13 protein-coding genes are annotated in these 16784 nt (G+C 60.0%); 11 read left to right on the top strand and 2 right to left on the bottom strand.

The window, feature by feature from the left end; genetic code table 11:
• Positions 1–184: 184 nt before the first annotated feature.
• On the top strand, positions 185–1543 hold the full coding sequence (locus tag FBZ99_RS07240; protein ID WP_145632167.1) for an NAD(P)-dependent oxidoreductase: 1359 nt from the start codon (positions 185–187) through the stop codon (positions 1541–1543).
• Positions 1544–1556: 13 nt separating this feature from the next.
• On the top strand, positions 1557–2870 hold the full coding sequence (gene preA / locus FBZ99_RS07235) for an NAD-dependent dihydropyrimidine dehydrogenase subunit PreA (protein ID WP_113330228.1): 1314 nt from the start codon (positions 1557–1559) through the stop codon (positions 2868–2870).
• Positions 2871–2962: 92 nt separating this feature from the next.
• Here preA and FBZ99_RS07230 read toward each other — a convergent pair whose 3' ends face one another.
• Entirely contained in the window at positions 2963–3607 is a 645-nt protein-coding gene (locus tag FBZ99_RS07230; RefSeq protein WP_113330229.1) for a TetR family transcriptional regulator C-terminal domain-containing protein, read from the bottom strand.
• Between the two features lie 307 nt (positions 3608–3914).
• Between FBZ99_RS07230 and FBZ99_RS07225 the strand changes: the two genes are divergently transcribed.
• On the top strand, positions 3915–5168 hold the full coding sequence (locus tag FBZ99_RS07225; protein WP_145632165.1) for a Zn-dependent hydrolase: 1254 nt from the start codon (positions 3915–3917) through the stop codon (positions 5166–5168).
• Positions 5169–5216: 48 nt separating this feature from the next.
• Complete coding sequence (hydA, locus tag FBZ99_RS07220) at positions 5217–6671, top strand: dihydropyrimidinase (RefSeq protein ID WP_145632162.1); 1455 nt, start codon at positions 5217–5219, stop codon at positions 6669–6671.
• A 135-nt stretch (positions 6672–6806) separates the two neighbouring features.
• On the opposite strand, the gene FBZ99_RS07215 is transcribed toward hydA, so the two are convergent.
• Positions 6807–7220 (bottom strand): cupin domain-containing protein, encoded by a 414-nt coding sequence (locus FBZ99_RS07215; RefSeq protein ID WP_145632160.1) that lies wholly within the window; start codon positions 7218–7220, stop codon positions 6807–6809.
• A 124-nt stretch (positions 7221–7344) separates the two neighbouring features.
• Here FBZ99_RS07215 and FBZ99_RS07210 point away from each other — a divergent pair, with 124 nt between their 5' ends.
• The 7 genes from FBZ99_RS07210 to FBZ99_RS07180 all read left to right on the top strand — a co-directional run bounded on the left by FBZ99_RS07210 (position 7345) and on the right by FBZ99_RS07180 (position 16764).
• Positions 7345–8136, top strand: coding sequence for an ABC transporter ATP-binding protein (locus FBZ99_RS07210; RefSeq protein ID WP_113389050.1), 792 nt, complete (start codon positions 7345–7347; stop codon positions 8134–8136).
• A 306-nt stretch (positions 8137–8442) separates the two neighbouring features.
• Positions 8443–8778: a hypothetical protein gene (locus FBZ99_RS07205; RefSeq protein WP_113330234.1), complete on the top strand. Its 336-nt coding sequence runs from the start codon at positions 8443–8445 to the stop codon at positions 8776–8778.
• A 2-nt stretch (positions 8779–8780) separates the two neighbouring features.
• Positions 8781–9668 carry an ABC transporter permease gene (locus tag FBZ99_RS07200; protein ID WP_113330235.1) on the top strand — a complete coding sequence of 296 codons (888 nt, stop codon included), beginning with the start codon at positions 8781–8783 and terminating at the stop codon, positions 9666–9668.
• Positions 9665–10798, top strand: a complete 1134-nt coding sequence (locus FBZ99_RS07195) for an ABC transporter permease (RefSeq protein WP_113389051.1) — start codon at positions 9665–9667, stop codon at positions 10796–10798. The genes FBZ99_RS07200 and FBZ99_RS07195 overlap by 4 nt, the downstream gene beginning before the upstream one ends.
• Positions 10799–10853: 55 nt before the next feature.
• Positions 10854–11822, top strand: a complete 969-nt coding sequence (locus tag FBZ99_RS07190) for an ABC transporter substrate-binding protein (RefSeq protein ID WP_145632158.1) — start codon at positions 10854–10856, stop codon at positions 11820–11822.
• Positions 11823–12214: 392 nt separating this feature from the next.
• A complete protein-coding gene (locus FBZ99_RS07185; RefSeq protein ID WP_145632157.1) occupies positions 12215–13405 on the top strand; it encodes an efflux RND transporter periplasmic adaptor subunit in 1191 nt (396 codons plus the stop codon).
• Between the two features lie 14 nt (positions 13406–13419).
• Positions 13420–16764, top strand: a complete 3345-nt coding sequence (locus FBZ99_RS07180; RefSeq protein WP_145316313.1) for an efflux RND transporter permease subunit — start codon at positions 13420–13422, stop codon at positions 16762–16764.
• Positions 16765–16784: the final 20 nt, after the last annotated feature.

The raw sequence follows: 16784 nt of genomic DNA, 5'->3' as shown, positions 1-16784 counted from the left end.
AAAAGAAGAAAAACTATTTAAATCATATCTTTAAGATAAAAGCTCCAGTGATCGAAAACGTTCTCGTTCTCCCACAGGAAGGCGTATCGAGGCACGCTTTGCGATCAAAATTTTACCGTTTGATAAATTTTTTAAGCTGAGTTACCGTTCCAGTACTAGCCGTTTACTATAAGAGGGAACTTCAATGGGACGACTGGAAACTGGGATTCATAAAGGCAGGCTCACGCCCGCCGAATATGATGCAAACTTTTCCGATCTTCACCCGCGCCTCACCAAGCATGAGGCGCTGGTCGCATCCGACCGCTGCTATTTCTGCTACGACGCGCCGTGCATGACGGCCTGTCCCACCTCCATCGACATTCCGATGTTCATCCGCCAGATCTCCACGGGCAATCCCATCGGCTCGGCGAAAACGATCTTCGATCAGAACATCCTCGGCGGCATGTGCGCCCGCGTCTGTCCCACCGAACAGCTCTGTGAGCAGGCTTGCGTGCGCAATACTGCCGAGGAGCGCCCGGTCGAGATTGGCCGTCTGCAGCGCTATGCAACCGATACGGCGATGGCTGAGAACAAGCAGTTCTATACGCGCGCCGAATCCACCGGCAAGAAGATCGCCGTCATCGGCGCCGGTCCGGCCGGTCTTGCCTGCGCACACCGTCTTGCGGTCAAGGGTCATGACGTTACCATCTTCGATGCCCGCGAGAAGGCCGGCGGCCTGAATGAATATGGCATCGCAACCTATAAGGCCGTCGACGACTTCGCGCAAAAGGAAGTCGACTATGTGCTCGCCATCGGCGGTATCGAGGTGAAAAACGGCCAGGCACTCGGCCGCGATTTCAGCCTTTCCGACCTCTCTCAGCAATATGACGCCGTCTTCCTCGGCCTCGGCCTAGCCGGCGTCAACGCGCTGCGCGCCGAAGGCGAGGATCTCGAGGGCGTAGCTGATGCCGTCGCCTACATCGCCGAACTGCGCCAGGCCAGCAACAAGGCCGATATCGCCATCGGCCGCCGCGTCGTCGTTCTCGGCGGTGGCATGACCGCGATCGACGCAGCCGTGCAGGCAAAACTGCTTGGCGCCGAAGAGGTGACGATCTGTTATCGCCGCGGCAAGGAACACATGAACGCCTCGGAATTCGAGCAGGATCTGGCCGCCTCCAAGGGCGTCATCATCCGCCATTGGCTCGCGCCGAAGCGCATCCTTGACAAGGACGGCAAGGTCGCTGGCATCGAGGTCGAATATACCGAACTGCGTGACGGCAAGCTCGTTGGCACCGGCGATGTCGGCGTCATTGCCGCCGACCAGATCTTCAAGGCGATCGGCCAGACGTTCGAAGCCTCAGGCCTCGGCGCGCTGCGCATGGAATCCGGCCGTATCGCCATCGATGGCGAAGGCCGGACCTCGATCGAAGGCGTATGGGCCGGTGGCGACTGCGTGGCTGGCGGCGACGACCTGACGGTCTCGGCCGTAGCACAGGGTCGCGACGCGGCCGAATCCATCAATCGTGCGCTCGCTGCCGCCACGCCGGCCGCTGCAGTCGCCTGAAAGGAGAACCGATATGGCTGATCTCCGCAATAATTTCGTTGGCATCAAGTCTCCGAACCCGTTCTGGCTGGCCTCCGCGCCGCCGACCGACAAGGCCTATAACGTCGAGCGCGCGTTCAAGGCGGGCTGGGGCGGCGTCGTCTGGAAGACGCTCGGTGAAGAAGGTCCACCAGTCGTCAACGTCAACGGCCCGCGCTACGGCGCGATCTGGGGCGCCGACCGACGTCTGCTCGGTCTCAACAACATCGAGCTGATCACCGACCGCGACCTCTATACCAACCTGCGCGAAATGAAGCAGGTGAAGAAGAACTGGCCGGATCGCGCGCTGATCGCCTCGATCATGGTCCCCTGCGTCGAGGATGCCTGGAAGGCGATCCTGCCGCTGGTCGAGGAAACGGAAGCCGACGGCATCGAGCTCAATTTCGGCTGTCCCCACGGCATGTCCGAGCGCGGCATGGGTTCCGCAGTCGGACAGGTGCCGGAATATATCGAAATGGTCGTGCGCTGGTGTAAGCAGTACACGCGCATGCCCGTCATCACCAAGCTGACGCCCAATATCACCGATATCCGCAAACCTGCCCGAGCCGCCAAGGCCGGCGGCACCGATGCCGTGTCGCTGATCAATACGATCAACTCGATCGTCTCGGTCGATCTCGACAATTTCGCTCCGAACCCGACTGTCGGCGGCAAGGGCAGCCATGGCGGCTATTGCGGCCCGGCGGTGAAGCCGATCGCGCTCAACATGGTGGCCGAGATAGCCCGCGATCCTGAAACCTATGGCCTGCCGATATCGGGCATCGGCGGCATCACCACCTGGCGCGATGCAGCGGAATTCCTCGCGCTCGGCGCCGGCAACGTGCAGGTCTGCACGGCAGCCATGACCTATGGCTTCAAGATCGTCGAGGAGATGATTACCGGCCTTTCCGACTGGATGGACGAGAAGGGACATCGTACTCTGGACGATGTTATCGCCCGCGCCGTGCCGAATGTCTCCGACTGGCAGTATCTGAACCTCAACTACATCGCCAAAGCGAAGATCGACCAGGATGCCTGCATCAAGTGCGGCCGCTGTCACATCGCCTGCGAGGACACCTCGCATCAGGCGATCACCAACATGGTCGATGGCGTCAGGCGCTTCGAGGTGATGGAAGAGGAATGCGTCGGCTGCAATCTGTGCGTCAACGTCTGCCCGGTCGAGAACTGCATCACCATGGAAGAACTGCCGGCCGGCGCCCTCGACAAGCGCACCGGCAAGATCGTCGATCCGAACTATGCCAACTGGACGACGCATCCGAACAATCCGATGGCACGCCAGGCGGCGGAATAACGGTAAAGTCCGCAATCATTCAAAAGGCGACCACAGCTTGCTGCGGTCGCCTATTATTTTAGGCGCAATCCTCCGAAGGATCGAGCCGCGGCTCAGCCCTGACGAATCCGAAGCCCGTCGACGAAAAGCTGTTCCAGATAGCGGGCAGCATCCTCGAAACGTCCCTCGCCAGAATGCTCGTCGCCAAGCACCGCGCGCACTTGTACGTCGAAATCCGCATAATGCTGTGTGGTCGACCAGATCGAAAAGATCAGGTGATAAGGATCGCATTTAGCGATCTTGCCGGCTTTTGCCCAGGCGCGGATGACCTCGGCCTTCTCGTCCACAAGCGCCTTCAGCGGCCCACGCAGCTCGTCCTCAACATGCGGCGCGCCCTGCAGCATTTCATTGGCAAAAAGCCGGCTTTCGCGAGGAAAATCACGGGCCATCTCGAGCTTGCGGCGGATATAGGAACGGATCTCGCTTTCGGGGTTGCCATTGGCATCGAAAGCGCGCAGCGGCTCCAGCCAGGTAAACAGCACCCGGTCGATCAAGGCCCGATGCATCGCCTCCTTGGTGCGGAAATAGTAAAGCAGATTGGGCTTCGACATGCCCGCTACTTCGGCGATCTGGTCGATGGTCGAGCCACGAAAACCGCTGACGGAAAATACGTCCAGCGCGGCTTCCAATATGATTTCCTCTTTCTCTTCCTGGATACGGGTACGGCGCTGCGTCCTGGCGGCTCTGGGGATGGCCATATCTGCTCTGTTTCTCCTTGAAATCCAAGCCTTTCGGCCGTTCCCTCATTCACCCTGTCGATGCATCGGATCTGGCAATCGCCTGAAATTTTATCGGAATTTTTCGTGCTTTTCGTCTTGAGCCGCGCCACGGAAGTTGTAATGTTTACCAATCGGTCAAATTATCTGTCAGATGTCTCCTAAAGGCAACTGGCGATTTCCGGGCAAGAAAAACAAGACGGCACTCCGGAATTTGAAATAAGACCAACGGGAACAATTTCGGGCATGCGCCTTGCGTGCCCCAGGACAAACAGGTGAGGATTGCATCATGGTGGCAGCGCCAGGAGAAAACATGCGTATCAATGGCGATCGCCTTTGGGATACGCTGATGGACATGGCGAAAATCGGCCCCGGCATTGCCGGCGGCAATAATCGTCAAACGCTGACCGATGCGGACGCCGAGGGACGCAGCCTTTTCAAGAGCTGGTGCGACAAGGCCGGCATGACCGTCGGCGTCGACAAGATGGGCACGATGTTCGCGACCCGCGCCGGTACCGATCCAGATGCGCTGCCCGTCTATGTCGGCTCGCATCTCGATACCCAGCCGACCGGCGGCAAGTATGACGGCGTGCTCGGCGTGCTTGCCGCGCTGGAGGTTGTGCGCACGATGAATGACCTCGGCATCAAGACCAAACATCCCATCGTGGTCACCAACTGGGCCAACGAGGAAGGCGCGCGCTTCGCGCCCGCCATGCTCGCCTCCGGCGTCTTTGCCGGCGTGCACACACTTGATTATGCCTATGGCCGCAAGGATCCCGACGGCAAGACCTATGGCGAGGAGCTGAAGCGCATCGGCTGGCTCGGCGACGAAGAGGTCGGTGCTCGCAGGATGCATGCCTATTTCGAATATCATATCGAACAGGGCCCGATCCTGGAGGCCGAAAACAAGACGATCGGCGTCGTCACGCACTGTCAGGGCCTTTGGTGGCTGGAATTCACGCTGACCGGCAAGGAAGCGCATACAGGCTCGACGCCGATGGCCATGCGCGTCAATGCCGGCCTTGCTATGTCGCGGATCATCGAGATGGTGCAGAGCGTCGCCATGGAAAACCAGCCGGGGGCCGTCGGCGGTGTCGGCCAGGTTTTCTTCTCGCCGAATTCGCGCAATGTCCTGCCTGGCAAGGTGGTCTTCACCGTCGACATCCGCACGCCGGACAAGGAAAAGCTCGATCGCATGCGCACCAAGATCGAAACCGAAGGCAAGAAGATCGCCGATGCCCTCGGCGTCGGCTGCTCTGTGGAAGCCATCGGCCATTTCGAACCGGTCACCTTCGATCCCAAGCTCGTGACTTCCGTGCGTAACGCGGCTGAGAAACTCGGCTACAGCCATATGAACATCATCTCCGGCGCCGGTCACGATGCCTGCTGGGCCGCCAAGGTTGCCCCCGCCACCATGGTCATGTGCCCCTGCGTCGGCGGCCTCTCCCACAATGAGGCCGAAGAAATCTCCAAGGAATGGGCGACCGCCGGCGCGGATGTGCTGTTCCACGCAGTCGTTGAGACGGCGGAGATCGTGGCTTGACTGCCGCGTCTCCCAGCATCGGAACCTAACACATCTGGAGCATGCACCATGAGCACAGTCATCAAGGGTGGAACCATCGTCACGGCCGATCTGACCTATAAGGCGGATGTGAAGATCGAAGGCGGTAAGATCGTCGAAATCGGGCCGAATCTCTCGGGTAATGAAGTGCTGGATGCGTCCGGCTGTTATGTCATGCCTGGCGGCATCGATCCGCACACCCATCTCGAAATGCCGTTCATGGGCACTTATTCCTCCGACGATTTCGAGAGCGGTACCCGCGCTGCCCTTGCCGGCGGCACGACGATGGTGGTGGATTTTGCGCTCCCCTCGCCCGGCCAGTCGCTGCTCGAGGCGCTGACCATGTGGGACAACAAGTCCACCCGCGCAACCTGCGACTATTCCTTCCACATGGCAATCACCTGGTGGGGCGAACAGGTCTTCAACGAGATGGAAACCGTCGTCCGCGAGAAGGGCATCAACACATTCAAGCATTTCATGGCCTATAAGGGCGCGCTTATGGTGGATGACGACGAGATGTTCTCTTCCTTCCAGCGCTGCGCCGAGCTTGGCGCTTTGCCGCTCGTCCACGCCGAAAACGGCGATGTGGTCGCGCAGATGCAGGCAAAGCTGCTGGCCGAAGGCAATAACGGCCCGGAAGCGCATGCCTATTCCCGCCCGGCGGAAGTCGAAGGCGAGGCAACGAACCGCGCCATCATGATCGCCGATATGGCGGGCTCGCCCGTCTATATCGTCCATACCTCCTGCGAACAGGCGCATGAAGCCATCCGCCGCGCCCGCCAGAAGGGCATGCGCGTCTATGGCGAACCGCTGATCCAGCACCTGACACTAGACGAAAGCGAATATGCCAATGCAGATTGGGACCATGCCGCCCGCCGTGTGATGTCACCCCCCTTCCGCAACAAGCAGCATCAGGATAGCCTCTGGGCCGGTCTCGCCTCCGGCTCTCTGCAGGTGGTCGCGACCGACCACTGCGCCTTTACGACCGAGCAGAAACGCTTCGGCCTCAACGACTTCACCAAGATCCCGAACGGAACCGGCGGCCTTGAGGATCGTATGCCCATGCTCTGGACCTACGGCGTCAACACCGGCCGGCTGACGATGAACGAGTTCGTCGCGGTCACGTCGACCAACATCGCCAAGATTCTCAACGTCTATCCGAAGAAGGGCGCGATCCTTGTGGGCGCCGATGCCGATATCGTCGTATGGGACCCGAAGCGCTCGAAAACTATCGCCGCCAAGACCCAGCAGTCGGCGATCGACTACAACGTCTTCGAGGGCAAGGAAGTGACCGGCCTGCCGCGCTATACGCTGACGCGCGGCATCGTCGCCATCGAGGAAGGCACGGTCAAGACCAGGGAAGGCCACGGCGAGTTCGTCAAGCGCGAGCCCTTCACCGCCGTCAACCGGGCACTTTCCACCTGGAAAGAAATCACCGCGCCGCGCAAGGTGCAGCGCAGCGGCATCCCGGCAAGCGGGGTATGACGCTTGGGCACGGCGCTTCGGCTCATCGGCCATCTAGAGCAATTCCAGGAAAAGTGCGCAGCAGTTTTCCGTCCGGAATTGCGTAGAAACAAGGAGATAGAGCATTTTCGCGATTCAAAGAAAAGCGAGACGGCTCTAGCACAGCACATACCGTTCCAGATCCGGCAGCAGGACGACGCTTTCCTGCTCGTTCGGATCGGTGCGGGCGATGACCGCTGTCGCCGGCCGGTCGCTCAAGTTCGCGGGAAGATGGGGGACGCCGGCCGGAATATAAAACATCTCGCCCTCGCGCACGATGACATGCTCTTCCAGCTGGTCGCCGAACCAGCAATGCGTCTCTCCGGAAATCGCGTAGATCGCCGTCTCATGCGAGGCGTGAAGATGCGCCTTGGCGCGGGCACCCGGCGGGATGGTCAGAAGATGCATGCAAATCCCCGTCGAGCCCACTGTCTCGGCGGCAATCCCTTCGAAATAATTGAGACCTTGTTTTCCGGCATAGGTACTGCCGGGCCGCACGATATGGCAGGTGGGCTTCGATGAGACACTCACGGCATTGCTCCCCTCTGTTCAGCAGCCCCAAGGCCTTCGCGCCTCTCCGGACTGCGGCAATGCCAAACAGGATAACACGCAATCCGCCTCAAACATGCGGCGAAAACAGGACTGGTAGGTGTTAATGACGTCATCCGCTTCCTCCGTCGTCTCTGCGCGGAATCTCTGTCTCACCTACAATACAAATGACGGGCCGGTGCATGCGCTGAGCAATGTCGATCTCGATGTTCGTAAGGGCGATTTCGTCTCCTTCATCGGCCCTTCGGGCTGCGGCAAGACCACCTTCCTGCGTGTCATCGCCGACCTCGAGCGTAAGACATCGGGCGATATCAGCGTCAACGGCATGTCGCCGGAAGATGCCCGAAAAAATCGCGCCTATGGCTATGTCTTCCAGGCCGCAGCCCTTTATCCCTGGCGGACGATCGAGAAGAATATCGCCCTGCCGCTCGAAATCATGGGCTATGACAAGCAAGAGCAGGCCAAGCGCATCGCCCGGACGCTGGAACTCGTCAATCTCAACGGCTTCGAACACAAGTTTCCCTGGCAGCTGTCCGGCGGCATGCAGCAACGCGCCTCCATTGCCCGCGCCTTGGCTTTCGATGCCGATCTGCTGCTGATGGACGAGCCCTTCGGCGCACTGGACGAAATCGTCCGCGATCATTTGAACGAACAGCTTCTGAAACTCTGGAAACAGACGAACAAGACCATCTGCTTCGTAACCCACTCCATCCCGGAAGCAGTCTATCTCTCGACGAAGATCGTGGTCATGTCACCGCGTCCGGGCCGCGTCACCGACGTCATCGAATCGACGCTACCGACGGAGCGGCCGCTCGACATTCGCGAAACGCCGGAATTCCTGGAAATCGCCCACCGCGTCCGGGAAGGGCTGAGAGCAGGGCATAGCTATGAGGAATAGGATGATGGACGGCTCCGTTGCGCGACGGCCCCTCACCGTACCGAGCCCAAGGCAATCGCATATAAGAGCAGGTCGGTGCGGTCTTTACCTTCTCCCCTCGGGGAGAAGGTGGCCCGAAGGGTCGGATGAGGGGGTTAACCGCTTCAAAGCCAACGGCTTCCGCTTTCTTGGCAAGCCCCCTCATCCGCCTGGCGGCACCTTCTCCCCGAGGGGAAAAGGAGGTGCGCCGAAGCAGCCTCATTCTCATTCAATTGCCGTACTGTCGGAGCCGGGAAAACAACGCCGCTCCGCAATCGGAGGAATATCATGAACCCGCAATTCCTCCTCTGGCTTGTCGGCGCGATGGCGATCTTCATCGGCGGTGCCACAGCTTCGCGCGCCTATATCGCCAACAACAACATGTTGGTCTTGATCCTGTCGCTCGCGCTCTATTGTGTCGGCAATCTGATGATGGTGCGGTTGATGCGCGAGGGCGGACTTGGCCTGGCGATCTCCGCTTCCTCCATCGCGCAGCTCGTCGTCGTCAATGTCATCGCCTTCATCGTTTTTGGCGAACGGCTGAGCCTGCAGCAACTTGCCGGCGTGGGTCTTGGCATCATCGCCATGATCCTCATGCTGCTTCCCGCGCAAGGAAGGGCATGAACATGGAAAAGGAACAGTTCTTCAAGCACAAGTTCCTGCCGGTCACGACGATCATCCTGGCGATCGTCCTGCTCTGGTATGTCTTCGCCGTCATTCTCAATGCGCCATTCCAGCGCGATCTCGACCGGCGCGGCAACGTAACACCGACGATGGTAGAATTCATCGGCAAGACGCTGTCGCAGCCGAAGCCGACCCTGCCCGCGCCGCACCAGGTAGCGCAGAATGTCTTTGAAAACACTTTCCTGCGGGTGCCGACAAGCAATCGCAGCCTCGTCTACAATGCCTGGATAACGCTGGCGCCAACAGCGGTCGGCTTTGCCTTTGGCACGATTCTCGGCGTCCTCTTTGCCGTTGGTATCGTTCATCTCGTCGCGCTCGACCGCAGCCTCATGCCGTGGATCATCGCGTCCCAGACGATCCCGATCCTTGCCATCGCTCCGACGATCATCGTTGTCTTCAGCGCTCTTGGCATAGACGGGCTGATCCCGAAGGCGCTGATTTCCACCTATCTGTCGTTCTTCCCGGTCACGGTCGGCATGACGAAGGGCCTGCGCTCTCCGGAAATCATGCATCTCGATCTGATGCGCACCTACAATGCCAGCAGCTGGCAGACCTTCTGGAAACTGCGCGTGCCGGCTTCAGTCCCCTTCCTCTTCACCTCCATGAAGGTCGCGATCGCCGCAAGCCTGGTCGGAACGATCGTCGGCGAGCTGCCGACGGGCGCGGTCGCCGGCATCGGCGCGAAGCTGCTGGCAGGCTCCTATTACAGCCAGACGATCGATATATGGGCGGCCTTGGTCGCCGGTTCCGTCCTCGCTGCCGTTCTCGTCGGCATCGTCAGCATCGCGGCGCGCATCGTCGACCGTTCGATGGGAGGCAGAACGGCATGAGATCCTTTCTTTTCTCCTGGCAGGGCATTCTTGCACTTCTTTTGTGTCTTGCAGCAATCCCCGCATTGCCGTTGCTCGCAGCGGATGCCGCTGCACCCGTCAGCAGCGGAACGACCTTCGTCATCTTCATTCTGATTGCTGCGGCGGCCGCCCTTTCCTTCATGCGCCTATCTGCAGACTTGAGCGCGGCGGTCCTCTTCTTCGGCGCGCATGCGGCGGCATGGCTGCTGCTTGCGGGAATTTCCGGCAATGAAGGCAAGGCACAGCTATCCTTCTTCATTCTGATTGCCGCTTCATGGCTGCTGGCCTGGCGCTGCGTTTCCGTCCTGTCGTCGATGCGTTCGCACTCGACCGCCGGCAACTATACGCTGCGGCTGCTGATCCCGGCGATCTTTGGCATATGGATACTGATCATCTGGGAAGCCGTCACTCGCGGCGCAGGCGTCTCCCTGGTCCTTCTGCCGCCGCCGAGCGCCATCGGTGCCAGGATCGCCAATTCGATTCCGACATTGTGGATCGATGTCCGCCAGACGATCCTCACCGCCGTCCTGATCGGCTATATCATCGGCTGCGCCAGCGGCTTCATCGTCGCCATTCTTGCGGACCGCTTTGCCTTCCTGCGGCGCGGCCTGCTGCCGATCGGCAATTTCGTCTCGGCCCTGCCGATCATCGGCGTCGCACCGATCATGGTCATGTGGTTCGGTTTCGATTGGCAGTCGAAAGCCGCCGTCGTCGTCATCATGACCTTCTTCCCAATGCTGGTGAACACGGTGACAGGCCTTGCCGCCGCCGGCAATATGGAACGCGACCTGATGCGCACCTACGCATCGAGCTACTGGCAGACGCTCTTCAAGCTGCGCCTGCCCGCCGCCGCCCCCTTTATTTTCAATGCGCTGAAGATCAACTCGACCCTGGCGATGATTGGTGCCATCGTGGCGGAGTTCTTCGGCACGCCCATGTCGGGCATGGGTTTCCGCATCTCAACCGAAAATGGCCGGTTGAACCTCGATATGGTCTGGGCTGAGATCGCGGTTGCCGCGATTGCCGGCTCGGTCTTCTACGGTATCGTCGCCATCATCGAACGAATGGTGACGTTCTGGCATCCGTCTATCCGTGGTGGGCAGACGTAATCCAGGATCCCCTCCAAGGGATCAAGGCATAACTTCAGAGGGAAAGGGTGAAGACATGAAAAAAATAATGTTTGCATTGATGGCAAGTGCCATGACGCTTGCCGCCACCCAGGGCGCGATGGCGGCGGATAAGTTGACCTTGCAGCTGAAATGGGTGGCCCAGGCTCAGTTCGGCGGCTACTTCGTCGCCAAGGACAAGGGCTTCTACAAGGAAGAAGGCCTCGATGTCGATATCAAGGCGGGCGGGCCTGATATCGCTCCGGAGCAGGTAATCGCCGGCGGCGGTGCCGATGTGATCGTCGACTGGATGGGCGGCGCACTGGTTGCCCGCGAAAAGGGCGTGCCACTCATCAATATCGCCCAGCCCTTCGAAAAATCCGGTCTGGAGCTGATCTGCCCTAAGGATGGACCGGTCAAGACGGAGAAGGATTTCAAGGGACACACCCTCGGCGTCTGGTTCTACGGCAACGAATATCCCTTCTTCGCCTGGATGCATAAGCTCGGCCTCAAGACCGACGGCGGCAAGGATGGCGTCAACGTTCTGAAGCAGAGCTTCGACGTGCAGCCCCTCGTCCAGAAGCAGGCCGACTGCATCTCCGTCATGACCTATAACGAATATTGGCAGGCGATCGATGCCGGCTTCAAGGCCGAAGACCTGACCGTCTTCAACTATACGAAGCTCGGCAACGACCTTCTGGAAGACGGCCTCTACGTCAAAGAAGACAAGCTGAAGGACGCGAAGTTCAAGGCCGATATGGTGAAATTCGTCCGCGCTTCGATGAAGGGCTGGAAATATGCCGTCGAGCATCCGGATGAAGCCGCCGAGATCGTCATGGACAATGGTGGCCAGGATGAAAACCACCAGAAGCGCATGGCGGGCGAAGTCGCCAAGCTGATCGGCAACGGCAAGCTCGACATGAAGACCTATAACCGCACGGTCGAAGCCTTGCTCGATCAGAAAATCATCAACAAGAAGCCGGATGGCGCCTATACGCATGAGATCACGGACGCTGCTCTGAAATAAGCTCGGAGCACTCACAGAGGCTAAAACGCGCGAGGTTACCGCCCCGCGCGTTTTTTTCATTTTGTAACAGTAGCAACAAAATGCTGGCTTTGTCGCTCCGTCTGGCTGAAAAGCCCTCAGCCATCAACTATTCGAATGCTGACATCACAATGCCGTGATTGCTTCGCAAGGTTGTAGACGATAGAAATGCCCGCGAAATCATTTTCTCGTGATCTTGCGAGAATTGAAAACCGATCCCATCTACACTGCGATTTTAGGATGAGGGAACTGCAAGGCATGACAGACGGATATTGATCCGCCGGAGAAGCCGGCCCGCATGCATCGCATCCCCGTGTTCGCGACGGAAATCAGCGAAATCCCATTTTATCAAACGCCGAACTGGAACCGGACGCATGGCCCTTACGCCGTTTAGACTTCTGAGCACGACCGCAATCCTGCTTTCCCTGCTGGGCGTGTCTGCCGCCCTGGCGGAAGAGCCCCCGGTTACCACGCCGAAACAGAACCTGCCCGCAATCGTCATCACCACAGCCACGATGCGCCACCTGACCGACAAGGTGGTCGCGACCGGCACGGTGAAGGCTGTCGAGGAGGTTTACATCCAGCCGCAGGTGGATGGCCTCTCCATCCGCTCTCTCAACGCAGATGTCGGCGACAAGGTCAGCGCGAACAGCACGCTTGCCACGCTGAACGATGATGCTCTTATTCTGCAGAAGAGCCAGATGCAGGCGACGCGGGCCAAAGGCGAAGCAAGCCTTGCGCAATTGCACGCCCAGCTCACCGAAGCCCGCGCCAATGCCGAAGAGGCAGAATTGCAGCGTGTTCGCGCCGTCACGATGGGCGCCAAGGGCACGATGTCGACCTCCTCGGTGGAACAGGCGAATGCCGCCGCCGCCGCCAACAAGGCGCGCGTCGTTTCCGCCGAGCAGGCGATCGCCGTTGCAGAGGCCGATCTGAAAGTTACCGACAGCCAGATCGCCGATACCGATCTCAAGCTTGCCAGAACAGGCATTAGGACCCCCGTCGCCGGCACCGTCGCGTCGCGCAATGCCCGCGTCGGCGCCATCGCCAACGGCAATGGCGATCCGCTTTTCACCATCATCCGCGACAGCCAGCTCGAATTGGTGGTCGATGTGTCCGAGAGCGATATCACCAAGATCACGAGCGGACAGAAGGCCTTGATCGCGCTTTCAGGCCGTCGCGAAAAGCTTGCCGGAACGGTCCGTCTCGTTGCTCCAATCGTCGATCCCGTCACCCGCCTCGGCGCGGTGCATATCACGATCGACGAAGGCGAGAAGGCCCGCGCCGGCATGTATGGTAGCGCCGAGATCATCATTCGCCAGGAAGATGGCGTTGCGCTGCCGCTGACGGCAGTCAACAGCGAGGAAAACGGTTCTTCCGCCCGCAAGGTCGAAAACGGCGTGGTCAAGTTCGTGAGCGTCGAAACCGGCATCCAGGATTCAGGCTATGTCGAGATCGTCAAGGGCCTGAAAGCCGGTGATGATGTCGTCGCCAAGGCCGGTGCCTATGTTCGCGACGGCGACCACATCACGCCGGTTCGCGATACGTCGCAAGCCTCCAACTGAGCGAGAACGACAAGATGAACTTCTCCGCCTGGTCCATCCGAAATCCGGTCGCCCCGCTCCTCGGCTTCTTCCTGCTGATGGTCGTGGGCGCGCATGCCTTCTTCAATCTGCCCATCACCCGCTTCCCGAACATTGACGTCCCTATTGTCAATGTCACCGTGACGCAAAGCGGCGCCTCGCCGGCCGAGCTCGAAATGCAGGTGACGAAGGAGATCGAAGACGCCGTTGCCAGCATCAACGGCATCGACGAGATACAATCGACGATCACCGACGGCCAATCGCAGACCGTCGTCGTCTTCCGATTGGAGGTGCCGACAGAGCAGGCCGTTCAGGACACCAAGGACGCCATCGACCGCATCCGCGGCAACCTGCCATCGACCATCGATGAGCCGATCGTCTCCAAGGTCGATGTCGTCGGCCAAGCGATCCAGAGCTTCGCCGTGTCCTCGCCGAACATGACGCTCGAAGAGCTGTCCTGGTACGTGGACGATACGGTCAAGCGCGCGCTGCAGGGCAAGGCGGGCATCGGCCGAGTGGACCGCTATGGCGGCGCCGATCGAGAAGTGCGCATCGAGCTCGATCCCAACAAGCTGAACGCCTATGGCATAACAGCGCTTTCGGTGAGCCAGCAGCTCCGCAGCACCAATATCGATCTTGGTTCCGGCCGCGGCCAGGTTGCCGGCAGCGAGCAGGCGATCCGCGTGCTCGGCGACGCCCGCAATGTCGCCCAGCTCGCCGATACGACGATCGCGCTCACCAACGGGCGCTTCGTAAAACTCTCCGATCTCGGCGCCATCAAGGACACCTATCAGGAGCCGAAGTCCTTTTCGCGGTTCAACAGTGCCCCTGTCGTCACCTTCGGCGTATTCCGCGCCAAGGGCGCCAGCGAGGTGACCGTCGCCAAGACGGTTGCCGACACGCTCGACAAGGTGCGCGCGGAGAACCCGAACGTCTCGATCGAGATGATCGACGACTCCGTCTACTACACCTATGGCAACTACGAATCCGCGATGCATACGCTGATCGAAGGCGCCATACTGGCCGTCATCGTCGTCTTCCTGTTCCTGCGGAACTGGCGCGCGACGCTGATATCGGCGGTTGCCTTGCCGCTCTCCGCGATCCCGACATTCTGGATCATGAACCAGATCGGCTTCTCGCTGAACCTCGTCAGCTTCCTGGCGCTGACGCTGGCGACCGGTATTCTCGTCGATGATGCCATCGTCGAAATCGAGAACATCGCGCGCCACATCAAGATGGGCAAGACGCCCTATCGCGCCGCCATCGACGCTGCAGACGAAATCGGTCTGGCCGTCATTGCGACGACCTTCACCATCATCGCGGTCTTCGTGCCCGTCTCCTTCATGCCGGGTATTCCGGGGCAGTACTTCATCCAGTTCGGCCTGACGGTCGCCTTCTCGGTGTTCTTCTCGCTGCTGGTGGCGCGTCTGATCACGCCGATGATGGCCGCCTATCTGATGCGCGCCGAAGACGGCGTCGATGACCATCACGACAATGACGGCCGCTTCATGCGGGGCTATAGCTGGCTGGTGCGGCTGACGACGAAGAAGTGGTACACGCGTTATCCGACGCTGCTTGCCGCTTTCGCTTTCTCGATCGCTTCGGTCTTCGCTCTCATCATGTTCGTCCCCGGCAGCTTCATCCCGCCGGAAGACTCCTCGCGCATCGTTCTGTCGGCGGAACTGCCGCCGAACGCCCGGCTCGATGATACGGAACAGGCAACCAACGAGATCTATCGGCGCGTGAAGGGTATCGATGGCGTTGAAAGCGTCTTCGTACTCGGCGGCGCCTCGCCGAAGGGCGATCTGGAACTGCGCCGCGCCACGGTGACGCTGACACTCGGCAAGCTCGATCAGTCGCTGACAAAGAAGGTCGTGAACGACGTTCTCGGCTCGCTGCCTGTCATCGGCCCCCACCTGCCGAAGGTTACCGTCCATGGCCGCGTGCGCCCGCAATGGGAGATCGAAAAGGAAGTCTTTGCCAAGCTGCGCTCGATACCCGACGTCCGCATCACCAAGCTGAACGATCGCGGCGACCGCGACCTGACCTATAACTTCCTCTCGCGCAACGAAAAGGACCTCAATCAGGCTGTCGGTATTCTGGAAGCCAAGCTGCGCGCCGATCCGGCGCTTGCCAATGTCAGCGCCGACGGCGCCCTGCCGCGGCCCGAGTTGCAGATCTTCCCGCGCAAGGACGAGGCGGCACGCCTTGGCATCACGCCGCAGATGATTTCGGATACGATTCGCGTGGCGACCATCGGCGATATCGACGCTTCACTTGCGAAGATCTCGCTCGATGATCGCCAGATCCCAATCCGCGTTCAGGCCTCACTCGGCATGCGCCGAGATCTGGCCGCGATCCGTGCGTTGCGCATCAAGACATCGATGGGCACCACCGGACAGGCATCCACCGGCACCACCGTGCCGCTATCGAGCGTGGCCGACATCGACTATTCGGAGGGCCTCTCCTCCATCAAGCGCAACAACCGTTTCCGCGTCGTCGCGATCGGGGCCGACCTGCCGCAAGGCGTGGCGCTGGATACGGCATCGGAACACTTCCTCAATATCGTCAACAACGCCAAGATCCCGGCAACCGTGCATCTGGCAGAAAGCGGCGATACCAAGGTCCAGAAGGAAATGCAGCAGAGCTTCGGCAATGCCATGCTTCTCGGCCTCATGCTCGTTTTGACTGTGCTGATCCTGCTGTTCAAGGATGTGATCCAGCCCTTCACCATTCTGCTGTCGCTGCCGTTGGCGATCGGCGGCGTGGCGCTGGCCTTGATCATGACCGGCAATGCGCTGTCCATGCCCGTCATGATCGGCATTCTGATGCTGATGGGTATCGTGACGAAGAACGCCATCCTGCTGGTCGATTTCGCGATCGAGATGATGCATCAGGGCATGCCGCGGCTGGAAGCGGTCGTCGAAGCCGGCCGGAAGCGTGCCCGCCCGATCATCATGACCTCGATTGCCATGTCGGCCGGCATGCTACCGTCCGCTCTCGGCGTCGGCGAAGGCGGCTCCTTCCGCGCACCGATGGCGATAGCCGTGATCGGCGGCATCATTGTCTCGACGGTACTCAGCCTTGTGGTCGTGCCGTCCTTCTTCCTGATCATGGACGACCTGTCGCGCCTGCTCGGCTACCTCTTCGGCAGGCTTGTCGGCAAGAAAGATGCGGACGACGAGGTCGTGACTAAAGAAGGTCTGGCCGTCGCCGTCAACGAAAACCGCCAGTCGCTCACCAATCTGGAAGAGCGCCTGGAGGCCATCGAAAACAAGGATGGAAGAAACAGGTCGGTGGGCACCAATGTGCTAAAGCTGCCGCCCTTCGCGGCAGAATAGAACAGCCTCAGCAGATGTCT

The organism is Rhizobium sp. ERR 1071, assembly GCF_007828675.1.
Classification (GTDB): Bacteria; Pseudomonadota; Alphaproteobacteria; order Rhizobiales; family Rhizobiaceae; genus Rhizobium; species Rhizobium dioscoreae.
Note: the sequence above shows the minus strand (reverse complement) of the source record. Positions and strands in the feature narration are given on the sequence as shown.

Excerpts from the sequence above, each read along its gene's own strand:
- FBZ99_RS07240 (WP_145632167.1), top strand. The coding sequence starts at position 185 with ATGGGACGACTGGAAACTGGGATTCATAAAGGCAGGCTCACGCCCGCC.
- preA (WP_113330228.1), top strand. The coding sequence starts at position 1,557 with ATGGCTGATCTCCGCAATAATTTCGTTGGCATCAAGTCTCCGAACCCG.
- FBZ99_RS07230 (WP_113330229.1), bottom strand. The coding sequence starts at position 3,607 with ATGGCCATCCCCAGAGCCGCCAGGACGCAGCGCCGTACCCGTATCCAG.
- FBZ99_RS07225 (WP_145632165.1), top strand. The coding sequence starts at position 3,915 with ATGGTGGCAGCGCCAGGAGAAAACATGCGTATCAATGGCGATCGCCTT.
- hydA (WP_145632162.1), top strand. The coding sequence starts at position 5,217 with ATGAGCACAGTCATCAAGGGTGGAACCATCGTCACGGCCGATCTGACC.
- FBZ99_RS07210 (WP_113389050.1), top strand. The coding sequence starts at position 7,345 with ATGACGTCATCCGCTTCCTCCGTCGTCTCTGCGCGGAATCTCTGTCTC.
- FBZ99_RS07205 (WP_113330234.1), top strand. The coding sequence starts at position 8,443 with ATGAACCCGCAATTCCTCCTCTGGCTTGTCGGCGCGATGGCGATCTTC.
- FBZ99_RS07200 (WP_113330235.1), top strand. The coding sequence starts at position 8,781 with ATGGAAAAGGAACAGTTCTTCAAGCACAAGTTCCTGCCGGTCACGACG.
- FBZ99_RS07195 (WP_113389051.1), top strand. The coding sequence starts at position 9,665 with ATGAGATCCTTTCTTTTCTCCTGGCAGGGCATTCTTGCACTTCTTTTG.
- FBZ99_RS07190 (WP_145632158.1), top strand. The coding sequence starts at position 10,854 with ATGAAAAAAATAATGTTTGCATTGATGGCAAGTGCCATGACGCTTGCC.
- FBZ99_RS07185 (WP_145632157.1), top strand. The coding sequence starts at position 12,215 with ATGGCCCTTACGCCGTTTAGACTTCTGAGCACGACCGCAATCCTGCTT.
- FBZ99_RS07180 (WP_145316313.1), top strand. The coding sequence starts at position 13,420 with ATGAACTTCTCCGCCTGGTCCATCCGAAATCCGGTCGCCCCGCTCCTC.